At 73.8% G+C, this 19827-nt stretch carries 13 protein-coding genes and 1 pseudogene; 10 read left to right on the top strand and 4 right to left on the bottom strand.

Features of this window, described 5'->3' with window-relative positions:
• Positions 1 to 137 precede the first annotated feature (137 nt).
• From LRS74_RS06385 to LRS74_RS06355, 7 genes are all read left to right on the top strand, one after another.
• Positions 138 to 1076, top strand: a complete 939-nt coding sequence (locus LRS74_RS06385) for a dihydrodipicolinate synthase family protein (RefSeq protein WP_277740068.1) — start codon at positions 138 to 140, stop codon at positions 1074 to 1076.
• 101 nt (positions 1077 to 1177) lie between these two features.
• Complete coding sequence (locus LRS74_RS06380; RefSeq protein WP_277740067.1) at positions 1178 to 2677, top strand: sialate:H+ symport family MFS transporter; 1500 nt, start codon at positions 1178 to 1180, stop codon at positions 2675 to 2677.
• A gap of 101 nt (positions 2678 to 2778) precedes the next feature.
• A complete protein-coding gene (locus LRS74_RS06375) occupies positions 2779 to 3159 on the top strand; it encodes an MmcQ/YjbR family DNA-binding protein (protein WP_277740066.1) in 381 nt (126 codons plus the stop codon).
• A 251-nt stretch (positions 3160 to 3410) separates the two neighbouring features.
• Positions 3411 to 4631, top strand: a complete 1221-nt coding sequence (locus LRS74_RS06370) for a CaiB/BaiF CoA-transferase family protein (protein WP_277740065.1) — start codon at positions 3411 to 3413, stop codon at positions 4629 to 4631.
• Entirely contained in the window at positions 4628 to 5773 is a 1146-nt protein-coding gene (locus LRS74_RS06365) for an acyl-CoA dehydrogenase family protein (RefSeq protein WP_277740064.1), read from the top strand. The genes LRS74_RS06370 and LRS74_RS06365 overlap by 4 nt, the downstream gene beginning before the upstream one ends.
• A gap of 33 nt (positions 5774 to 5806) precedes the next feature.
• Positions 5807 to 7024 (top strand): acetyl-CoA C-acetyltransferase, encoded by a 1218-nt coding sequence (locus LRS74_RS06360; RefSeq protein WP_277740063.1) that lies wholly within the window; start codon positions 5807 to 5809, stop codon positions 7022 to 7024.
• A gap of 142 nt (positions 7025 to 7166) precedes the next feature.
• Entirely contained in the window at positions 7167 to 9503 is a 2337-nt protein-coding gene (locus LRS74_RS06355) for a 3-hydroxyacyl-CoA dehydrogenase NAD-binding domain-containing protein (protein ID WP_277740062.1), read from the top strand.
• 60 nt (positions 9504 to 9563) lie between these two features.
• On the opposite strand, the gene LRS74_RS06350 is transcribed toward LRS74_RS06355, so the two are convergent.
• Both LRS74_RS06350 and LRS74_RS06345 read right to left on the bottom strand, forming a co-directional pair.
• Positions 9564 to 10271, bottom strand: a complete 708-nt coding sequence (locus LRS74_RS06350) for a MerR family transcriptional regulator (protein WP_277740061.1) — start codon at positions 10269 to 10271, stop codon at positions 9564 to 9566.
• A gap of 233 nt (positions 10272 to 10504) precedes the next feature.
• Positions 10505 to 12055 carry a M1 family metallopeptidase gene (locus tag LRS74_RS06345; protein WP_277740060.1) on the bottom strand — a complete coding sequence of 517 codons (1551 nt, stop codon included), beginning with the start codon at positions 12053 to 12055 and terminating at the stop codon, positions 10505 to 10507.
• Positions 12056 to 12259: 204 nt separating this feature from the next.
• Here LRS74_RS06345 and LRS74_RS06340 point away from each other — a divergent pair, with 204 nt between their 5' ends.
• Positions 12260 to 14251, top strand: coding sequence for a Xaa-Pro dipeptidyl-peptidase (locus tag LRS74_RS06340; protein WP_277740059.1), 1992 nt, complete (start codon positions 12260 to 12262; stop codon positions 14249 to 14251).
• 117 nt (positions 14252 to 14368) lie between these two features.
• Positions 14369 to 15694, top strand: a complete 1326-nt coding sequence (locus LRS74_RS06335; RefSeq protein ID WP_277740058.1) for a M14 family metallocarboxypeptidase — start codon at positions 14369 to 14371, stop codon at positions 15692 to 15694.
• An 872-nt stretch (positions 15695 to 16566) separates the two neighbouring features.
• On the opposite strand, the pseudogene LRS74_RS06330 reads toward LRS74_RS06335, so the two are convergent.
• Positions 16567 to 17581 (bottom strand): annotated as a pseudogene (locus LRS74_RS06330) (FAD-dependent oxidoreductase).
• A 59-nt stretch (positions 17582 to 17640) separates the two neighbouring features.
• Positions 17641 to 18420 carry a class I SAM-dependent methyltransferase gene (locus tag LRS74_RS06325; protein ID WP_277740057.1) on the bottom strand — a complete coding sequence of 260 codons (780 nt, stop codon included), beginning with the start codon at positions 18418 to 18420 and terminating at the stop codon, positions 17641 to 17643.
• Between the two features lie 160 nt (positions 18421 to 18580).
• On the opposite strand from LRS74_RS06325, the gene LRS74_RS06320 reads away from it, so the two are divergent.
• The gene (locus LRS74_RS06320) at positions 18581 to 19666 is read left to right on the top strand and encodes an oxidoreductase (RefSeq protein ID WP_277740056.1); all 1086 of its coding nucleotides are present in this window, start codon (positions 18581 to 18583) and stop codon (positions 19664 to 19666) included.
• Positions 19667 to 19827 lie beyond the last annotated feature (161 nt).

The raw sequence follows: 19827 nt of genomic DNA, 5'->3' as shown, positions 1-19827 counted from the left end.
GCCGGGCCGCTGAAGCAGATTCAGCCGCGAAGGACATAGGACGTCCCATGTCCGTTTGGCCCCGAGTGGCGCGAGCGTCTCCCGAACGTCCTGACGCATGTCGAGCATTCCCGTGAATGTTCAGAAAGCTGGATCCCATGCGACTTCCGGCTCCCCTCACCGGGGTGGTCCCGCCCCTGTGCACCCCTCTGACGCGTACCGGCGACATCGACACCGGCTCGCTGACCGCCCTGGTCGACCGGCTGACGGCGGCGGGGGTCAGCGGTGTGTTCGCGCTCGGCTCCAGCGGTGAGACCGCCTATCTGAGCGACGCCCAGCGGCGCACGGTCCTGTCCACCGTGGTCCAGGCGGCGGAGGGCCGGGTCCCGGTGCTGGCCGGGGTGGTCGACATGACCACCGCGCGGGTGCTCGACCACGCCCGCGCGGCCGCGGGGCTCGGCGCCGACGGGCTGGTGGCCACCGCGCCCTTCTACACCCGCACCCACCCGGCCGAGGTGCGCGACCACTTCCGCCGGCTGCGCGGCACGGTGGACCTGCCGCTGTTCGGATACGACATCCCCGCCTCCGTCCACACCAAACTGACGCCCGCGATCGTGCTGCCCCTGGCCGAGGACGCCACCCTGGCCGGGCTCAAGGACAGCAGCGGGGACGACGGGGCGCTGCGCCGGCTGCTGGTGGAGCTGCGCAGGCGGGGTCTAAACCGTGCCTTCTCCGTGCTGACCGGATCCGAACTCTCCGTGGACGGCGCGCTGCTGGCCGGCGCCCACGGGGTGGTGCCGGGCCTTGGCAACGTCGACCCGGAGGGCTATGTGCGGCTGTACGAGCACGCCCGCGCGGGCCGCTGGCGTGAGGCGGCGGCCGAACAGGACCGGCTCGCCGCGCTCTTCGCGCTCACCGAGACGGGCGATCCGTCGACGATGGGCGGCAGCTCCTCCGCCCTGGGCGGGTTCAAGGCCGCCCTGTACCTCCTGGGCGTGATCGCCTGCCCCGCCACCGCGGCCCCCCAGGTGCCGCTCGGAGACGCCGAGCTGAAGGCCGTACGGCGGTTCCTGGAGGACGGGGGACTCCTGCGATGACCGGGCGGCGGGGCCGACGGCGGGAGCCGGAGCCCCCGGAGCCCCAGGAGCCCGCGGCGTCCTCGGAGCCCGCGGAGCCGTTGGAGCCCCCGGTATCCCCGGTGTCCCCGGTATCCCCGGAGCCCGACGCCTCCGGGGGCGTGCGCTGGTACCGGGAGGTCTCCCCCCGCCAGTGGAAGGCGATGTTCGCGGCCTGGGTCGGTTATCTGCTCGACGGCTTCGACTTCGTGCTGATCACTCTGGTCCTGACCGAGATCGCCGACGAGTTCGACCTGTCCACCGCCTCCGCGGCCAGTCTGGTCTCCGGGGCCTTCGTCACCCGCTGGCTGGGCGGCGCCCTCCTCGGTGCCCTGGGGGACCGCTACGGCCGCAAGCCCGCGATGATCGCCTCCATCCTGCTCTACTCGCTGGGGACCTTCGCCTGCGGCTTCGCGTGGAACTACACCAGCCTGTTCACCGCGCGGCTGCTGATCGGCATGGGGATGGCGGGGGAGTACAGCGCGAGCGCCACCTACGTCCTGGAGAGCTGGCCCGCGCGGCTGCGCAACCGCGCCTCGGGCTTCCTGATCTCCGGGTACGCGGGCGGCACCGTCCTCGCCTCCGAGCTGTACACATGGGTGGTGCCGCACTGGGGCTGGCGCTGGATGTTCTGGATAGGCGTGGCCCCGGTGCTGGTCGCGCTGTGGGTGCGGCGCGCCCTGCCGGAGGCGGCGGAGTGGAGCGCCGAGACGGGCGGCGGGGCGGCCCGCCCCAACCCCTTCCGCCCGCTGTTCACCGGGCGGGTGCGGGCGACGGCCAACGCGCTGCTCGTCGCCGCCGCGAGCGGGGCGCTGTTCTGCGTCTTCACCCCGGTGGGCCGGGGCCTGGTGTGGCCGCTGTCGCTGGCGGCCGCCGGGTGTCTGGTCGCCTTCGCCGCCCAGCTGGGCGGCCGCCGCGGCTGGGTGTTGTACGTGGCGCTGATGTGCACCGTGTTCTGCGCGTTCCTCTACAGCTGGCCCATCCAGGCGTTGTTGCCGACCTACCTCAAGTCCGAGCTGGGGTACGCGCCGTCCGAGGTCGCCGACGTGATGTTCTACGCCGGGTTCGGGACCATGGCCGGCTGCTGGTTGGCCGGTTTCACCGGCGACCGGTTCGGCACCCGGCGCGCGTACGCCGGCACCCTGCTGGCCTCGCTCGCCTTCGTCTTCCCCGTCTTCGCGGTGCGGCACAGCCTGGTCGGGCTGGGCCTGTCGCTCTTCTTCCTGCTCGCCCTCAGCCAGGGCATCTCCGGCATCCTGCCGAAGTACCTCGCCGGGCACTTCCCCACCGCCACCCGCGCCGCGTCGCTGGGCTTCGTCTACAACACCGGCGCGCTCGGCGGCGCGGTGGCGCCGGTGCTCGGCGCTCACCTGGCCGAGGGGATGTCGCTCGGTCGGGCGCTGGCGGTGCTCACCTTCGGGCTGACCCTGGTGGTGATCGTGCTGATCGGGGGCGATGTGCCGCGCCGGCTGGCCCGACTGGCCGGCCAGGGGCCCGACCACGACACCGAGGGCGACCGGCTGACGCCCGAGCGGCCGTTGTCAGTGCCTCCGGCTAGCGTGGAGAACGCCGGTCGGCAGTAGGCGTACCAGGTGTGTAGGCGTACCAGGTGTGTAGGCGTACCAGGTGTGTAGGCGTACCAGGTGTAGGCGTACCAGGTGTACGAGGCGTGCGGAGGGACCTGATGGCTGCGAAGAACGACCCCTACGCGGTGCGGGAGGCGGTGCGCGCCTTCGCGCTCTCGCTGCCCGGAGCCGTGGAGGAGTTCCCCTGGGGCGACAGCGTCGTCAAGGTCAACAAGAAGATCTTCGTCTTCCTGGGCGACGAGGAGGGGGAGCGCCCGCCCGGCGTCACGATGAAGCTCAGGGACGAGGCGGCGCACGCCCATGCGATGTCCGCGCCCGGGGCCGCGCCGACCGGCTATGGCCTGGGGAAGGCCGGCTGGGTCTCCATACCCCTCGCCGAGCGGGGCGCTCCGCGCACCGAGCTGCTGTGCGACTGGGTCGAGGAGAGCTACCGCACCATCGCCCCGAAGCGCCTCGTCGCCGAGTTGGACGCGAGCTGACGACTCCTCTCCGGCCCGCGACAGGCGACGTCCTCCCGCCGCGGCGGCGAGAAACCACAGCGGCGCGGCCCGGGCGGTGCCGAGCTCACTCCAGCCCCTGGCGCGAAACCCCCGTACGGGGATACGCCAAGTGGTGTGCGGACCACGGATTTTCGGCCGACCCCGGCGGAGCGTCGGGGCTTGTGGAAACTGGAACGCGTTCTTAGCATCAGCGGTGTTACAGCACTGGTGTCACAAGACTTGGGGGCCCGATGGCGGCGGCACGGCAGGGGCACGGCCCGCTGGCCGGAGTGCGTGTGGTGGAGCTCGCGGGGATCGGGCCCGGCCCGTTCGCCGCGATGCTGCTGGCCGATCTCGGCGCCGATGTCGTCCGGGTCGACCGGCCCGGCGGCGCGGGGCTGCGCATCGACCCCGCGTACGACGTCACCAACCGCAACAAGCGCTCGGTCCTCATCGACCTCAAGTCCGAGCAGGGCCCCGCCGCCGTGCTCGACCTCGCCCAGCGCGCCGACGTCCTCATCGAGGGCTACCGCCCCGGCGTGGCCGAGCGGCTCGGAGTGGGGCCACGGGAGTGCCTGGAGCGCAATCCCCGGCTGGTCTACGGCCGGATGACCGGGTGGGGCCAGGACGGCCCGCTGGCCGACACCGCCGGCCATGACATCGGCTACATCGCCATCACCGGCGCGCTCTCCATGATCGGTGCCTCGGCCGACCACCCGCCCGCCGTCCCCGCCAACCTCCTGGGCGACTACGCGGGCGGCTCGCTCTACCTGGTCATCGGCGTCCTCGCCGCCCTCCAGCACGCCCGCACCACCGGCGCCGGACAGGTCGTCGACGCCGCCATCGTCGACGGCACCGCCCATCTCACGGCGATGATCCACGGCCTGCTGGCGGCCGGCGGCTGGCAGGACCGGCGCGGCGCCAACCTGCTGGACGGCGGCGCCCCGTTCTACGGCACCTACGAGACCGCCGACGGCGGCTATATGGCGGTCGGCGCCCTGGAGCGCAAGTTCTACGCCGAGTTCATCGAACTGCTGGGCATCGCCGACCGGGTGCCCGCCCGGGAGGACTTCGACCACTGGGGAGAGCTGCGCTCCGCCATCGCCGCCCGCTTCAAGGAGCGCACCCGCGCGGAGTGGACGGAGGTCTTCGCCGGGTCCGACGCCTGCGTGGCACCGGTGCTGACGCTGCGCGAGACGCCCGACCACCCGCACCTGACGGCCCGTGACACCTTCGTGGAACACGCCGGGATCACCCAGCCCGCACCCGCCCCGCGCTTCTCCGCCACGCCGTGCGCGGTGCGCCGGCCCCCGGCCCGGCCCGGCGCGGACACCGCGGAGGTGGCCGCCGAGTGGGGCGTCCCCGGCCTGACCGTCCACCCCGAGCCCGCCCACCCCGAACCCGACGCCCGTCCCGAGCCCGGGCAGCGGGACGCCGCCGGTCCCGGCCGGCCGAAGGAGACCGAGGAATGAAGCGCGAGATCTTCACCGCGGAGCACGACGCGTTCCGCGAGACCGTCCGCACCTTCGTCGCCAAGGAGGTGCTGCCCCACCACGAGCGGTGGGAGAAGGACGGCGTGGTCGACCGCGAGGCGTGGCTGGCCGCCGGCCGCCAGGGGCTGCTGGGGCCCTCGGTCCCCGAGGAGTACGGAGGGGGCGGCGCCGCGGACTACCGCTACGGGGCGGTGATCTCCGAGGAGCTGGCCCGCGCGGGCTGCTCGGGGCTGGCCATACCGCTGCACAACGACATCATCGGCCCGTACCTCACCTCGCTGGCCACCGAGGAGCAGAAGCGCCGCTGGCTGCCCGGCTTCTGCTCCGGCGAGATCATCACCGCCATCGCCATGACCGAGCCGGGTGCCGGCTCCGACCTCCAGGGGATCCGCACCACCGCCACCGACCGCGGCGACCACTGGGTGCTCAACGGCGCCAAGACCTTCATCTCCAACGGCATCCTCGCGGACCTGGTGATCGTGGTCGCCAAGACCACTCCGGAGGGCGGCGCGAAGGGGCTGAGCCTGCTGGTGGTCGAGCGCGGCATGGCGGGCTTCGAGCGCGGCCGCAACCTGGACAAGATCGGCCAGAAGGCGCAGGACACCGCCGAGCTGTTCTTCCACGACGTCATCGTGCCGAAGACCAACCTGCTGGGCGAGTTGCACGGCGGCTTCGTCCACCTGATGACCAACCTCGCCCAGGAGCGGCTCTCCATCGCGGTCTCCGCCATCGCCGCCGCCGAGCACCTGCTGGAGATCACCACGCGGTACGTCAAGGAGCGCGAGGCGTTCGGCCGGCCGCTGGCCAAGCTCCAGCACATCCGCTTCGAGATCGCCGAGATGGCCACCGAGTGCGCCGTCACCCGCGCCTTCCTCGACCGCTGCGTCACCGAGCACGCGGCCGGCGGTCTCGACGCCGTGCACGCCTCGATGGCCAAGTGGTGGGCGACCGAGCTGCAGAAGCGGGTCGCCGACCGCTGTCTGCAACTCCACGGCGGCTACGGCTACATGGCGGAGTACCCGGTCGCGAAGGCGTTCACGGACGGCCGCATCCAGACGATCTACGGCGGGACCACCGAGATCATGAAGGAGATCATCGGTCGGTCGCTGCTCTCCGACTGAACCAGGGCGAATCGACGTGGAAAGGCTCCCCTCGTGACCACCGAAGCGTACGTATACGACGCGATCCGCACGCCGCGCGGGCGCGGCAAGGCCAACGGCTCACTGCACGGCACCAAGCCCGTCGACCTCGTCGTGGGCCTCATCGACGAGCTTCGACGGCGCTTCCCCGACCTCGACCCGGCGGCCATCGACGACATCGTGCTCGGCGTGGTGAGCCCGCTCGGCGACCAGGGCGCCGACATCGCCAAGGTCGCGGCGATCTCCGCCGGCCTGCCCGACACGGTCGCCGGCGTCCAGGAGAACCGCTGGTGCGCCTCCGGCCTGGAAGCGGTCAACTCGGCCGCGGCCAAGGTCCGTGCCGGCTGGGAGGACCTGGTGCTGGCCGGCGGCGTGGAGTCGATGTCACGGGTGCCCATGGGCTCCGACGGGGGCGCCTGGTTCAACGACCCGATGACCAACTTCGAGACCGGCTTCATCCCGCAGGGGGTCAGCGCCGACCTCATCGCCACCGTCGAGGGCTTCACCCGCCATGACGTGGACTCCTACGCCGCCCGCTCCCAGGAGCGCGCCGCCGAGGCGTGGAAGGACGGCCGCTTCGACCGCTCCGTGGTCCCGGTCCGCGACCGCAACGGCCTGGTCGTCCTCGACCGCGACGAGCACATCCGGCCGGGCACCACCCCCGAGACCCTGGCCGCCCTCAAGCCCTCCTTCGCCACCATCGGCGAGGCGGCCGGCTTCGACGCCGTGGCGCTGCAGAAGTACCACTGGGTCGAGGCGATCGACCACGTCCACCACGCGGGGAACTCCTCCGGCATCGTGGACGGCGCGGCCCTGGTGGCGATCGGCTCCCGCGCGGTCGGCGAGCGCTACGGACTCACCCCGCGGGCCCGCATCGTCTCCGCCGCCGTCTCCGGCGCCGACCCGACCATCATGCTCACCGGCCCCGCCCCCGCCTCCCGCAAGGCGCTCGCCAAGGCCGGGCTGACCATCGACGACATCGACCTCGTCGAGATCAACGAGGCGTTCGCGGCCGTCGTGCTGCGCTACGCCAAGGACATGGGCCTGAGCCTGGACAAGGTGAACGTCAACGGCGGCGCGATCGCTATGGGCCACCCGCTGGGCGCCACCGGAGCGATGATCCTCGGCACCCTGGTCGACGAACTGGAGCGCCGCGACCTGCGGTACGGGCTGGCCACGCTGTGTGTGGGCGGCGGCATGGGCATCGCCACCATCGTCGAGCGACTGGGGTGACGACGGTCTGCTCCCTCGAGGGCTCGGACTCGCCGGTGCGTGCGGGGGCGGAGTGCGTACGCGGTCGCGAGGCAGCCGAGCCCTTCGACTCATTCGCCCCTCACGTCCCTTTCCCTCCCCGAGCCTACGGAGCAACCACAGCATGAGCGAGTCACTCGCAGCGACTTCCCCGGCGGGCGGCGAGGCCGTCCCGGCGACTGCCCCCGAGGCCCCGGCCATCCGCTGGGAGCAGGACGACACCGGCGTCGTCACCCTGGTTCTCGACGACCCGGGCCAGTCGGCCAACACCATGAACCGGGCCTTCACCGAGGCCCTCGCGGCGGTCGCCGACCGTGCCGAGGCCGAGCGGGACGGTATCCGCGGCATCATCGTCACCTCCGCCAAGAAGACCTTCTTCGCCGGCGGCGACCTCCGGGACATGATCCGGATCGGCCCGGACCAGGCCCAGCCGGCCTATGACACCGGCCTGGCGATCAAGCGCGACCTGCGCCGCCTGGAGACGCTGGGCAAGCCGGTGGTGGCCGCCATCAACGGGTCGGCGCTCGGCGGGGGTTACGAGATCGCGCTCGCCTGCCACCACCGGGTCGCGCTGGACACCCCCGGCTCGAAGATCGGCCTGCCGGAGGTGACGCTCGGCCTGCTCCCGGCCGGCGGCGGGGTGGTCCGCGCCGTACGGCTGCTGGGCATCACCGACGCCCTGCTCAAGGTGTTGCTCGAGGGCCGGCGGTACGACCCGCGGCGGGCGCTGGCGCAGGGGCTGGTGCACGAGCTGGCCGCCACCCCGGAGGAGCTGCTGGCCAAGGCACGCGCCTTCATCGACGCCCACCCCGAGTCCCAGCAGCCCTGGGACGTCAAGGGGTACAGGATCCCGGGCGGCACCCCGGCGCAGCCGAAGTTCGCCGCCAACCTGCCCGCCTTCCCGGCGACCCTGAGGAAGCAGCTGGCCGGCGCCCCGTATCCGGCGCCGCGCAACATCCTGGCCGCCGCCGTGGAGAGCGCCCAGGTGGACTTCGAGACCGCGCAGGTCATCGAGGCCCGCTACTTCACCGAGCTGGTGACCGGCCAGGTCGCCAAGAACATGATCCAGGCGTTCTTCTTCGACCTCCAGGCGGTCAACTCCGGTCTCAGCCGCCCGGACGGGATCGAGCCGCGCCGGGTGCGCAAGGTCGCCGTGTTGGGCGCCGGGATGATGGGCGCGGGCATCGCCTACGCCTGCGCGAAGGCGGGCATCGAGGTGGTGCTCAAGGACGTCTCCCCGGAGGCCGCGGCCAAGGGCAAGGCGTACTCCGCCGGGCTGCTGGACAAGGCGCTGGCCAAGGGGCGGACCACCGAGGCCGAGCGGGACGCGCTGCTGGCCCGCATCACGCCGACCGCCGACCCTGCCGAGCTCGCCGGCTGCGACGCCGTCATCGAGGCGGTCTTCGAGGACCCGGCGCTGAAGCGGAAGGTCTTCCAGGAGATCGAGTCCGTGGTGGCGCCGGACGCCCTGCTGTGCTCCAACACCTCCACCCTGCCCATCACCCAGCTCGCCGAAGGGGTGGGCCGCCCGGAGGACTTCATCGGGCTGCACTTCTTCTCGCCCGTCGACAAGATGGCCCTGGTCGAGATCATCAAGGGCGAGCGGACCGGCGACGAGGCGCTGGCCCGCGCCTTCGACCTGGTGCGACAGATCCGCAAGACCCCCATCGTGGTCAACGACTCGCGCGGCTTCTTCACCTCCCGTGTCATCGGCCAGTTCGTCAACGAGGGAGTGGCGATGGTGGGGGAGGGCATCGAGCCCGCCTCCATCGAGCAGGCGGCGGCCCAGGCCGGCTACCCCGCCAAGGTGCTGTCCCTGCTGGACGAGCTCACCCTCACCCTGCCGCGCAAGATCCGCGAGGAGAGCCGGCGGGCGGTCGAGGAGGCCGGCGGCACCTGGCGGCCGCACCCGGCGGACGCGGTCGTCGACCGCATGGTCGACGAGTTCGGGCGGCCCGGGCGCAGCGGCGGCGCCGGCTTCTACGACTACGACCCGGAGACCGGGCGGCGGGGCCGGCTGTGGCCCGGGCTGCGCGAGCACTTCACCACCGAGGGCGCCGGGATCCCGTTCCGCGACATGCAGGAGCGGATGCTCTTCGCCGAGGCGCTGGACACCGTCCGGCTGCTGGAGGAGGGCGTCCTCACCTCGGTCGCCGACGCCAACATCGGCTCCATCCTCGGCATCGGCTTCCCCGGCTGGACCGGTGGCGTCCTGCAGTACATCAACGGTTATCAGGGTGGGCCAGGGCGGGAGGAACCCGTTGGGCCAGGGCGGGAGGAACCCGTTGGGGCAGGGCGGGAGGAACCCGTTGGGCCAGGGCGGGAGGAGCTCGTCGGGCTGCCCGGCTTCGTGGCCCGCGCCCGGCAGCTCCAGGAGGCGTACGGCGAGCGCTTCGCCCCGCCGCCGCTGCTGTTGGACAAGGCGGCGAAGGGCGAGCGGTTCGGCGACACCGCCGGCTGACCTCCGCCACGGCCCGTATCGTGCCGGAGCCGCCGTCCGCACGGGCGGCGGCTCCTCCGGTCAGTCCTCCCCGTACCAGGCCCGCAGCTCCTGCTTCAGCGACCGCTGGAAGGCGACCACCAGCGCCTGGACGACCAGCGGCTGCATATGGGCGGAGAGCGACTTGATCTCGTGCAGCTCCTCGCCCCACACCTCGTCCCGGAACAGCCGGCTCAGCTCGCGCGCGGCCGAGCGGGTGTGCTCCTCCACCACGGTGTGGGCGGCCCGGATCGCCTCCAGCCCGATCGGCACGTCCAGCAGCCGCATGCCCAGATGCAGGATCCCGGGGTCGGTCCGGAACACGTCCGGGTCCTCCGTGCGGGTCAGCACGCTCATCGCGGCCAGCCGGTCGATGTCCTCCTCCGTGAGCGCCCGCCCGGCCCGCCGCTCCAACTGTGCCCGGCTGGTCTCCCGGGGCGCGTCCGGGAGCCAGGACGCCACCAGGGCGCGGTGGATGGCCAGGTCGTGCGCGGTCAGCTCGGCGGGGAGCTGGTCGAGGTAGCGTTCGATGGCGGCCAGCGTCATCCCGTGGTGCTGGAGCTCCTCGATCAGCGCCAAGCGGGACAGGTGCTCGGGGCCGTAGTGGCCGACCCGGCGCGGCCCCAGCACCGGCGGCGGCAACAGCCCCCGGGTGCTGTAGAAGCGCACCGTGCGGACGGTCACCCCGGCGCGGGCGGCCAACTCGTCGACGGTGAGCGTCGCATCCCCGGTCCCGGTGCCCGTCGTCATCGGCGCCTCGCCCTCCGCTCGCTTCCCTGGCCTCCGCCGCAACAGTATTGCTGTCTCAGTGGTGGTGTGAAAGTGACGGGGGCCGTGGACGGGCCGGTGAGCGGGGCGAAGACCGTGTGCCGTGGCTCGGGGCGGGATGCGTGGCCCGGGGCGGGGCGGGGGAAGACGAGCGCCCGCGGGTGACCGACGCGACGGTGGCGCCGGTCACCCGCGGGCGGCGGGGGTGGGACGGATCAGTGCCCGTGCCGGTGCTTGTGCTCGTGGACGCCGTTGGTGGCCTGGATCTGCTTCCACGACCTGGGCTGCTTGACCTGGGGCGCGGCCTGCTTCCCCCGCGCCTTCGCCTTCGCGGACTCGGCGGCCCGCTCCGCGATCGAGCCGGTCTTGCCGGGGCCCACGGTGGGCTTGGACGGCGTGAACAGCCAGGTGTCGAAGAGCGTGGAGAGCGGCTTGCCGGAGACCTTCTCGGCGAACTTCTCGAAGTCGCGGACCGAGGCGGTGCCGTAGCGGTTCTCCGTCTGCCACTGCTTGAGGATGGTGAAGAAGTCCTCGTCGCCGATCTCGTTGCGCAGCGCCTGGAGCGCCAGCGCGCCACGGTCGTAGACCGCGATGTGGAACTGGTTCTCCGCGCCCGGGTCGCCCGGCTTGACCTTCCAGAACGGGTCGTCGGCGGCGCGCGAGGCGTAGACGTAGTCCGCGATCTCCTGGGCGGTGCCCTCGCCCTCCTTCTCCGACCACAGCCACTGCGAGTAGCGGGCGAAGCCCTCGTTGATCCAGATGTCGCGCCAGTCCTTGAGCGAGACGTTGTCGCCGTACCACTGGTGCGCCAACTCGTGCACGACCACCGACACGTTGGCGCCGTTCGCGAACTGCCGCGGGCTGTAGAACGGCCGGGTCTGGGTCTCCAGCGCGTAGCCGGTCTTGGTGTTCGGCACATAGCCGCCCAGCGCGTTGAACGGGTACGGCCCGAAGACCTCGCTCAGCCAGTCGGCGACCTCGGCGGTGCGCTCGACGCTGGCGCGCGCGGCGCCCGCGTTGTCGCCCAGGTCCTTGCTGTAGGCGTTGATGACCGGCAGTCCGCCGGCCGTGGTGTCGGTGGTGACGTCGAACTTGCCCACCGCCAGCGTGGCCAGGTAGGTGGCCTGCGGCTTGTTGGAGCGCCAGTTGTAGCGCGTCCAGCCGGCCCGCGAACTGGTCGACTGCAGCGTGCCGTTGCTGATGGTCTGGGTGCCGTCCGGCACCGCGACCGAGATGTCGTAGGTGGCCTTGTCGGTCGGGTGGTCGTTGCTGGGGAACCACCACCAGCCGCCCTCCGGCTGGTTGGCCACCACGGCGCCGTCCGGGGTGCGCAGCCAGGCGGAGAACCCGTTGACCTCGACCTCGGAGGGGGTGCCCTTGTACCGCACCACGACGGTGAACGGCTTGCCCGCGTCCAGCTGCCTGGCCGGGGTGATCTCCAGCTCGTGGTCACCGGTGGCGGCGAAGGTCGCCTTCCTGCCGCCGACCAGGACGGAGTCGACCTGGAGGGCGAAGTCGAGGTTGAAGCGCGACAGGTCCTGCTTGGCGGTGGCGTTGAGGGTCGCCGTGCCTTCCAGGAGGTCGGTCTTCGGCTGGTACTTCAGGCGCAGATCGTAGTGGGAGACGTCATACCCGCCGTTGCCGCTGGTCGGGTAGTAGGTGTCCCCGAGGCCGGGGGCGCCCGGGGTGCCTTCGGCCGCCGATGCCGGGATCGCCAGCAACAGGGCGGCCGCGGCCGCGCTCGGGACGATGAGTCTGTGACGCACGAGTCCTCCAACTCGTAGGGGAGAACGATCACTCCGGACTCTATGTACTCACCATGGGTGAATCATGTCCATGGCGCTTTCTGTCATGAGAACGACATCCCGCCGAAACGCCCGCCCCAGGTGGCCGGTTCCCGTATGCTGCGCGGCCGACCATGCCCTTCCACCCTCTTCTGTCGGGGAGTTCACTCGCGCTACCGTCCGGCCGTGCTGCTACGCGCGCGGAGGCCCCGCACCCCCCGAAGAACGCTGTCAACGCTCACGACGGCGGCGCTCGCCGCCCTGATGACCCAGGTGGTGACGGTCACCGGAGCCCAGGCGGCCACCGGTGCCACCCCGCCGCCGGAGAGCCGGCCCGTGTATTCGTACGCAAACGCCATCCGTGAGTCGGTATGGGTGGACACCGGCCTCGACGGCGACGCGGACGGGCGGGCCGACCGGGTCGCCGTCGACATCGTCCGGCCGCGTGAACCCGCCCAACAGGGCCGCCGGATACCCGTGATCATGGATGCCAGCCCCTACTACTCCTGCTGCGGGCGCGGCAACGAGAGCCAGAAGAAGACGTACGACGCGCAGGGACGGCCGGAGCTGTTCCCGCTCTTCTACGACAACTACTTCGTGCCCCGCGGCTATGCGACCGTCCTGGTCGACCTCGCCGGAACCAACCGCTCCGACGGCTGTGTCGACGTCGGCGGCCGCTCCGACATCCAGTCCGCCAAGGCCGTGGTCGACTGGCTCAACGGCCGGGCCCGCGGCTACACCACCCGCACCGGCGACCAGCCCGCGGCCGCGGACTGGTCCAACGGCGCCACCGGAATGATCGGCAAGAGCTACGACGGCACCATAGCCAACGGCGTCGCCGCCACCGGCGTCAAGGGCCTGAAGACCATCGTGCCCATCGGCGCCATCAGCTCCTGGTACGACTACTACTTCACCCAGGGCGCCCCGCTCTTCGACAGCGGCCCCGACGGCCTGGCCCACCGGGTCGAGAGCCCCGAGGCGCGTGCCCGCTGCGCCGCGGTCCAGCGCGAACTCGTCGACGGCGCCCCGCGCAGCGGCGACTGGACCCCGCTGTGGACCAAGCGCGACTACGTCCGCGACGCCCACAAGGTGCGCGCCAGCGTCTTCGCCGTCCACGGCATGCAGGACCTCAACGTGCAGACCAAACACCTCGGCCCCTGGTGGGACGCGCTCGGCGACGCCGGCGTCGAACGTAAGATCTGGCTCTCCCAGACCGGACACGTCGACCCGTTCGACTTCCGCCGCGGCGCCTGGGTGCGCACCCTGCACCGCTGGTTCGACCACTACCTCCTCGGCCTCGACAACGGCATAGAGCGCGAGCCGATGGCCGACGTGGAGCGCGCCCCCGACCGCTGGACCACCGACCGCCACTGGCCCGCCCCCGGCACCCGTGCCACCACGCTGCGCCCCCGCCTCGGCGCCGCGCCCGGCGTCGGCGTCCTGTCCACCCGACCCGCCCGGCCCGGCGCCACCGAGACCGTCGCCGACGAGCCCGGTCTGAGCGAGGCCGACTGGGCCGAGCACATCGACCGCTCCACCCCCGGCAAGGCCGGGTTCATCACCCGACCGCTCGCCCGCGACCTGCGGCTGTCCGGGGCCGGCACGGTGCGGATCACCGCCACCCCCTCGGCGGCCACCGCCCACCTCTCCGCCGTCCTCGTCGACCTCGGGCCGGACACCATCCGCAACTACACCGCGCCCGGCGAAGGCATCACCACCCTCGCCGACCGCACCTGTTGGGGGGCCGTCACACCGGCCGACACCGGCTGCTTCAAGGAGACCCGCGCGGACACCGTCGACGTCGGCCACACCGTCTTCAGCCGCGGCTGGGCCGACCTGGGCGACTACGCCGGCGACGGCAAGGGCCGCCCGCTGACCCCCGGCCGCCCCTACACCATCACCGTCGACCTGGCCGCCACCGACCACGTCGTCCCCGCCGGTCACCGGCTCGCCCTGATCATCGCCGGCACCGACACCGGCTTCGTCGAACCGCCGGCCGTCCGACCTCAACTCACCCTCGACCTGGCCCGCACATCGGCCCGCCTGCCGCTGACCGGGGGCCGGGCGGCGCTCGACCGGTCCCTCGCCGGACCGACCATCGTGGACGGGCCGTCAACCTCGACCGCGCGCACCGGCGTCAGCGCCCCGCGCCCGCACCCGGCGCTCCCGACGGGCTGACCGCACCCACCGACAGCGGGCGGGCTCCCTCCCGGGAGGCCGCCCGCAGGGCAGGCCGGCACCCCAGGCCGCACCACCCCCTCTCCGACCATCCCTCATCCAAGGAGGCAGTTCTCCGTGACCCCCAGCGCATCCCGGCTCCGGACCGCCCTGTGCGCCGCCGCCGGTGCCGCCCTGCTCATCCCGGCCCTCGTCGCGCCCGCGCACGCCCGGTCCACCCCGCCCGCACCCCGCACCGGCTTCGAGATCAGCGACGGCGCCCGCTGGACCACCGAGGCGGAGGAGAGACGGTTCCTGGCGGAGGTGGACGCGGCGAGCCCGCGGGTCGCCGTCGACACCATAGGCACCACCGGGCAGCGGCGCCCGGTCCAACTGGTGCGGATCGGCGCCCCCGGCGCGCCCACCGACCCCGCCCGCACCGCCCGCGGCAACTCCGTCCTGCTCATCTGCTCCCAGCACGGAGACGAGCCCTCCGGCCGGGAGGGCTGCCTGTCCACCGTTCGCGACCTGGCCTTCGCCGACGACGCGCGGACCAGGCGCTTCCTGCGGCACACGACGGTCCTGGTCGTGCCGACCGCCAACCCCGACGGCCGGGCCGCCGACACCAGGGAGAACGCCGACGGCGTCGACATCAACCGCGACCACCTCGCGCTGAAGACCCCCGAGGCCCGTGCCATCGCCCGCACCCTGCGCGACTGGCGCCCGGACACCGTCTACGACCTGCACGAGTACGGCGCCACCGCCCCGTACTACGTCAAGGATCTGCTGGCGCTGTGGCCGCGCAACCTCAACACCGCCACCGCCGTGCACCGCGAGGCCCGCACCCTCTCCGAGTCCTACGTCCGGCCCCGTGTCCAGGACGCCGGCCACTCCACCGGCGTCTACGGCATCTGGACCGACCCGATCACCGGCGAGCCCGTCAAGCAGGTCGCCGGCGACGGCCAGGAGCGCATCCTGCGCAACACCGCCGGCGTCAAGCACTCCGTCGGGCTGCTCGTGGAGACCCGCGTCGACGCGCTGACCGACGCCGAGAAGGCCGACCCCGCCGTCAACAACCGCCGTCGCGTCGGCTCCCAACTGACAGCGCTGGAGGGGATGTTCGCCTTCAGCGGGGAACGGCGTGCCCGCGTCGAGACCGCCACCGACGCCGCCCGCGCGGCCGGTTACCACGATCGTGGCCCGGTCTACCTCGGCGGCGCCGACAACGACCCGGCCTCCGACGCCGAGATCCTCGCCCACCCGCCCTGCGGCTATCTGCTCGACGCCGCCCAGTACGCGGATGTGCGCGACGAACTCGCCCTGCACGGCGTGACGGTGCGCCGCGCGGACGGCGACCGCCACCTGGTCCCGCTGCGACAGTCGCTGCGCGCCCTGGTGCCGCTGCTGCTGGACGAACGCGCCACCTACCACCTGACCGCCGGACAGCCGACGGAGCGCTGCTGACCGATCGCCCGGGGTCCCTCCCCCGGCCGGGGCCCCTCACCGGGGCCCGCTCTTTCCACCGACACGGGCCCCGGCCGCCGCTCGCGCGGTAGACGGGCGTGGACCGGGCGGCGTCCCGCGCGGTAGGCGGGCGGAGGTCGGCCGGCGGCCCGCGCGGTAGGCGGGCGTGGACCGACCGGTGGCCTGCGCGGCATCCGGGCCGGGGCCGCCGGCGGTCCGCGCGGCACTTGGGGCGGAACCTGCGCGGCGGCCCGATCGGCATCCGGGCCGGGGCCGGCCGGCGGCCTGCGGGTTGTCCGGGCGGGGGTCGGCTGGCGTCCCGGCCGGAGAGGGCGTGGACCGGCCGGTGGCCTGCGCGGCATCCGGGCAGGAGCCGGCCGGCGGCCTGCGCGGTAGGCGGGCGGAGGTCGGCCGGCGGCCCGCGCGGTAGACGGGCGTGGACCGGCCGGTGGCCTGCGCGGCATCCGGGCCGGAGCCGGCCGGCGGCCTGCGCGGTAGGCGGGCGGAGGTCGGCTGGCGGCCCGCGCGGTAGACGGGCGTGGACCGGCCGGTGGCCTGCGCGGCATCCGGGCCGGCGCCAGCCGGCGTCCCGCGCGGCACCCGGACCGGAACCGGCCGGCGGCCCGAGTGGTATCCGGGCCGGGGCGGCCGGCGTCCCGCGCGTTGTCCGGGCGGGGACCGCCGGCGGCTCGCGCGGTAGACGGGCGTAGACCGGCCAGCGCCCAAGTGGTATCCGGGCCGGCGCCAGCCGGCGGTCCGCGCGGCACTCGGGCCGGAACCGGCCGGCGGCGGAGGCTCGTCCTCCGGACGGCCGCCCGCCCCAGAGCCCGCGGTCCATCCGCTGCCGGATCGGCTCGCCTCCCCTGCCCCGCTCAGCCCCCGCCGCCGCGCCGGGTGGCGCCCCGGGCGAGCCGGGCCGCCTCCCGCGCGCAGCCCCAGGCGACGGTCAGCCCCGCCCCGCCGTGGGCGTAGTTGTGCACACAGCGACGCCCGCCGGGGAGCTCCACGGCCTCCAGGCGTACGCGCGACCGGGCGGGCCGGAGCCCCACGCGGTGGCCGACGACCCGTGCCGTCGCCAGCGCGGGATGGATCCGTGCGCACCGCGCCACGATCGCCGCGGCGACGGCGGGGTCGGGGGCGGTCTCCCACACGCCCTCCCGCGCGGTGCCGCCCAGCACCAGGCCGTAGGGCTGCGGCAGCGCGTAGACCGTCTCCGCCGCGGCACCGTCGGCGGCCACGAACCACTCCTCGACACCCGGGTTCTCCGACACCCGGGTTCTCCACGATCACCAACTGCCCCTGCACCGGGTACACCTCGGGGTCGGGGACGAGCTCGCGGGCGCCCAGGCCGGTGCAGTTGACGACCAGCGGGGCGCGCTCGGCGACCGCCTCCAGCGAGTCGACCGCGCGGACGACGACCGAGCCGCCCGCCGCCTCCAGACGCCGCCGCAGATAGCGCAGATGGACGCCCATGTCGACCAGCGGGACCCGCGCCCGCAGCCCCTGGGCGACGCCGGGCGGCAACTCCCCTGCCGTGGCCGGACGCAGCCCCGGCACCTCGGCGGCCCAGGAACCCAGCTCTTCCAGCGCGGCGCCGGCCTGCACCCCCTCGGCCATCCGCACCCCGGTCTCGCGCGGCCGCTCGGCGAGCCGGGTCAGCTCGTGCAACGCCCGCAGCGCCCAGCCGCCCGCTTCGTCCACCGGCTCGACGCGATACGGCCACCACAGCCCGCCCGCCACCGCGGAGGTGGTCTCCGCGGCCGGGTCGCGGCTCCACACCGTCACCCGCCGGCCGTCCGCCGCCTCCGCCAGCACCACCGCGGTGGTCAGCCCGATGACCCCGCCCCCCACCACGATCACGTCGCCCGAGTCGCCCGGTGTCCTCATGAGCACAGGCTAGGGGCCCTGCCCCGGATCCGGTCCGCGAAGCCGCCTTCGGGGCCGACCTAGTCCCTGCGGCGCAGGTAGTACGCCAGATGCTCGAAGGGGGCCAGACCGCCGGCGTACGCCGCCACCGGTGTGGTGCCCGGGGCCCGCGCGAAGCCGGCCCGGGCCAGCTCCGCCGCCGTGCGCGACGGGTCGAGGGGCCAGGCGTAGAACGACGCGCTCTCCTCCCGTACGGTCCGCTCTCCATGCCGGACGGCGTACTGATACGTCCAGCGCAGTCGCCCGTCCGCCCCGGCCGGCCGCACCCGCACCGCCGCCGTGTAGTCGTCGCCGCCCACCCGCACGGCGGGCAGCCGCCAGTCCCGGTGACCGGGGAGGGGCGCCAGCCGCCCCGGCGCGTCCACGATCAGCATCCCGCCGGGGACCAGCCGCGCGGCGAGCGCCGACCACAGCCCCGGGCGCTCCTCCGGCGCCACCGTCGCCGCCACGTTCACGCAGGTCGCCAGGTCCACCGGGGCGTCCAACCGGGCCCGCTGCACCACGACCGGATACACCCGCACCTTGCCGCGCAGCCACTCCAGGGCGGACAGCCGCGCCATCAGCACCGTGCGCATCGCCCGCGACGGCTCCACCGCGTGCACCGGCACCGTCGACGACCTCGCCAGCACCTCGGTGACGATCCCCGTACCCGCCCCGACCTCCAGGATGCCCAGCTCGGATCCGGCCGCCGACGCCGCCAGATGACCGACCGCGCGGCGGCGGTAGGTCTCGCCGTGGAACAGGTCGTAGAACTCCGCCGCGGTGCGGTACGGGTCGTCGGGGGAGGAGTCGGTTTCCATGGCTCTGGTCACCCGTCCATGACGCGGCCCGGTCGGCCGGCACCTTCATTGTCTCCGCGCGGCGCGCGGCGCGCACGAGCGCGCCGCCCCGCCCGGAACAGCCCCCCCGCCCGCCTCCGAAGCGGGCACGCACGCCTCCCACGGCGGGAATACTGCGGGCATGAGCGCCGACGAGTACGGGACCAGGGCCGAGTACGCGACGTTCGGGCTGGCCCCGGCGACGCGGGCCGGAGGAGTGCTGTCCAACGGTTCCTTCCAAGCACACCGCGACTTCTGGGACTTCGTCGTGGACGGCACGCCGCTGCTGCTGCGCCTCGCCGACCTGGACGCGGTCTCCCCGCTCGCCGCCGACCTCGGCCCGTCCATCTTCACCGCGCACGTCCGGCGGCTGCTGCTGGAGTCCGGCGCGCCGCTGGCCGGCGGCCGGTACGTGATCTACGGCTGCCCCGAGTGCGAGGGGCTCGCCTGCGGCGCGGTCACCGCGGTCATCGAGCGGGACGGGCCCGACATCGTCTGGCGCGACTTCCTCTGGCAGACCGCGGAGACCCCCGACCCGGAGCGCGACGGCTACCACGGGATCGGCCCGTACCGGTTCCGCGGCGAGGAGTACCGGGCGCAGCTGGGGCGGCTGCTCGCCGCGGACGGGGAAGCCTGTGATCCCGCCGCCCCGCCGCGCCGGGTGCTGCTGGTCGGCCAGCGCGTCGCCGTGCTCGCCAAGCTGGCCGCCGCGCTGCGCGCCATCGGCATCGGCGCCGAGATCAGCCGGGACGCCGCCGGCGCCGACGCGGACGAGCTGCGGACGTACGGGGCGGTGGCCTTCGGACGGGCGATCGACGAGGGGGAACGCGCCGCCGTTCGGGAGGCGTTCGCGGCGGCCGGCGCCGACGCCGTCTTCGTCGACGGGCTCCCGCCGATCATCCCGCTGCTGGTGGCCCGGATCGAACAGGCCCTGGACCGCACACCCGAGGAACAGCGCCGGCTGCGCGGGCTGCGGACGGCGGAGCGGGGAAGCGGGCACGGCGGGGGGCCGGCCGCGGAGGTCGTGGTCGACGTGGCCATGGAGAGCCGGGTGGAACTCGTCGGGTACCGGCTCGACCGGCTGCACCGGACCCGGGTCCACGAGCTGGCGGACCAGGTCCTGGAGCCGGGCACACACCGGGTGCCGCTGCCGACGGCCGGCCGGGGCGAGCTGCACGTGGTGGCACGGGCCACGGGCAGCGTACTGGTGGCCCCGGCCCGCCGGTGAGCGCCCGTCCCGAGGAAACACCCCAGCGCCCGGCCGCGCGGGAGAGCACGGGCTTTCGGCCCGGGGAGCCTTGGCGTCCGGCGGCAGGGGCACGGCGGTCGGTCTTGCGGGAGGCACGGGCCCTCAGCCCGGGGACGCACCGGCGTTCGGCGGCGGGGGCA

It is taken from the genome of Streptomyces sp. LX-29 (assembly GCF_029541745.1).
In the GTDB taxonomy this organism is placed as follows: Bacteria; Actinomycetota; Actinomycetes; order Streptomycetales; family Streptomycetaceae; genus Streptomyces.
Note: the sequence above shows the minus strand (reverse complement) of the source record. Positions and strands in the feature narration are given on the sequence as shown.

Coding starts and splice junctions, on each gene's coding strand:
- LRS74_RS06385 (WP_277740068.1), top strand. CDS start 138: ATGCGACTTCCGGCTCCCCTCACCGGGGTGGTCCCGCCCCTGTGCACC.
- LRS74_RS06375 (WP_277740066.1), top strand. CDS start 2,779: ATGGCTGCGAAGAACGACCCCTACGCGGTGCGGGAGGCGGTGCGCGCC.
- LRS74_RS06370 (WP_277740065.1), top strand. CDS start 3,411: ATGGCGGCGGCACGGCAGGGGCACGGCCCGCTGGCCGGAGTGCGTGTG.
- LRS74_RS06365 (WP_277740064.1), top strand. CDS start 4,628: ATGAAGCGCGAGATCTTCACCGCGGAGCACGACGCGTTCCGCGAGACC.
- LRS74_RS06355 (WP_277740062.1), top strand. CDS start 7,167: ATGAGCGAGTCACTCGCAGCGACTTCCCCGGCGGGCGGCGAGGCCGTC.
- LRS74_RS06350 (WP_277740061.1), bottom strand. CDS start 10,271: ATGACGACGGGCACCGGGACCGGGGATGCGACGCTCACCGTCGACGAG.
- LRS74_RS06325 (WP_277740057.1), bottom strand. CDS start 18,420: ATGGAAACCGACTCCTCCCCCGACGACCCGTACCGCACCGCGGCGGAG.
- LRS74_RS06320 (WP_277740056.1), top strand. CDS start 18,581: ATGAGCGCCGACGAGTACGGGACCAGGGCCGAGTACGCGACGTTCGGG.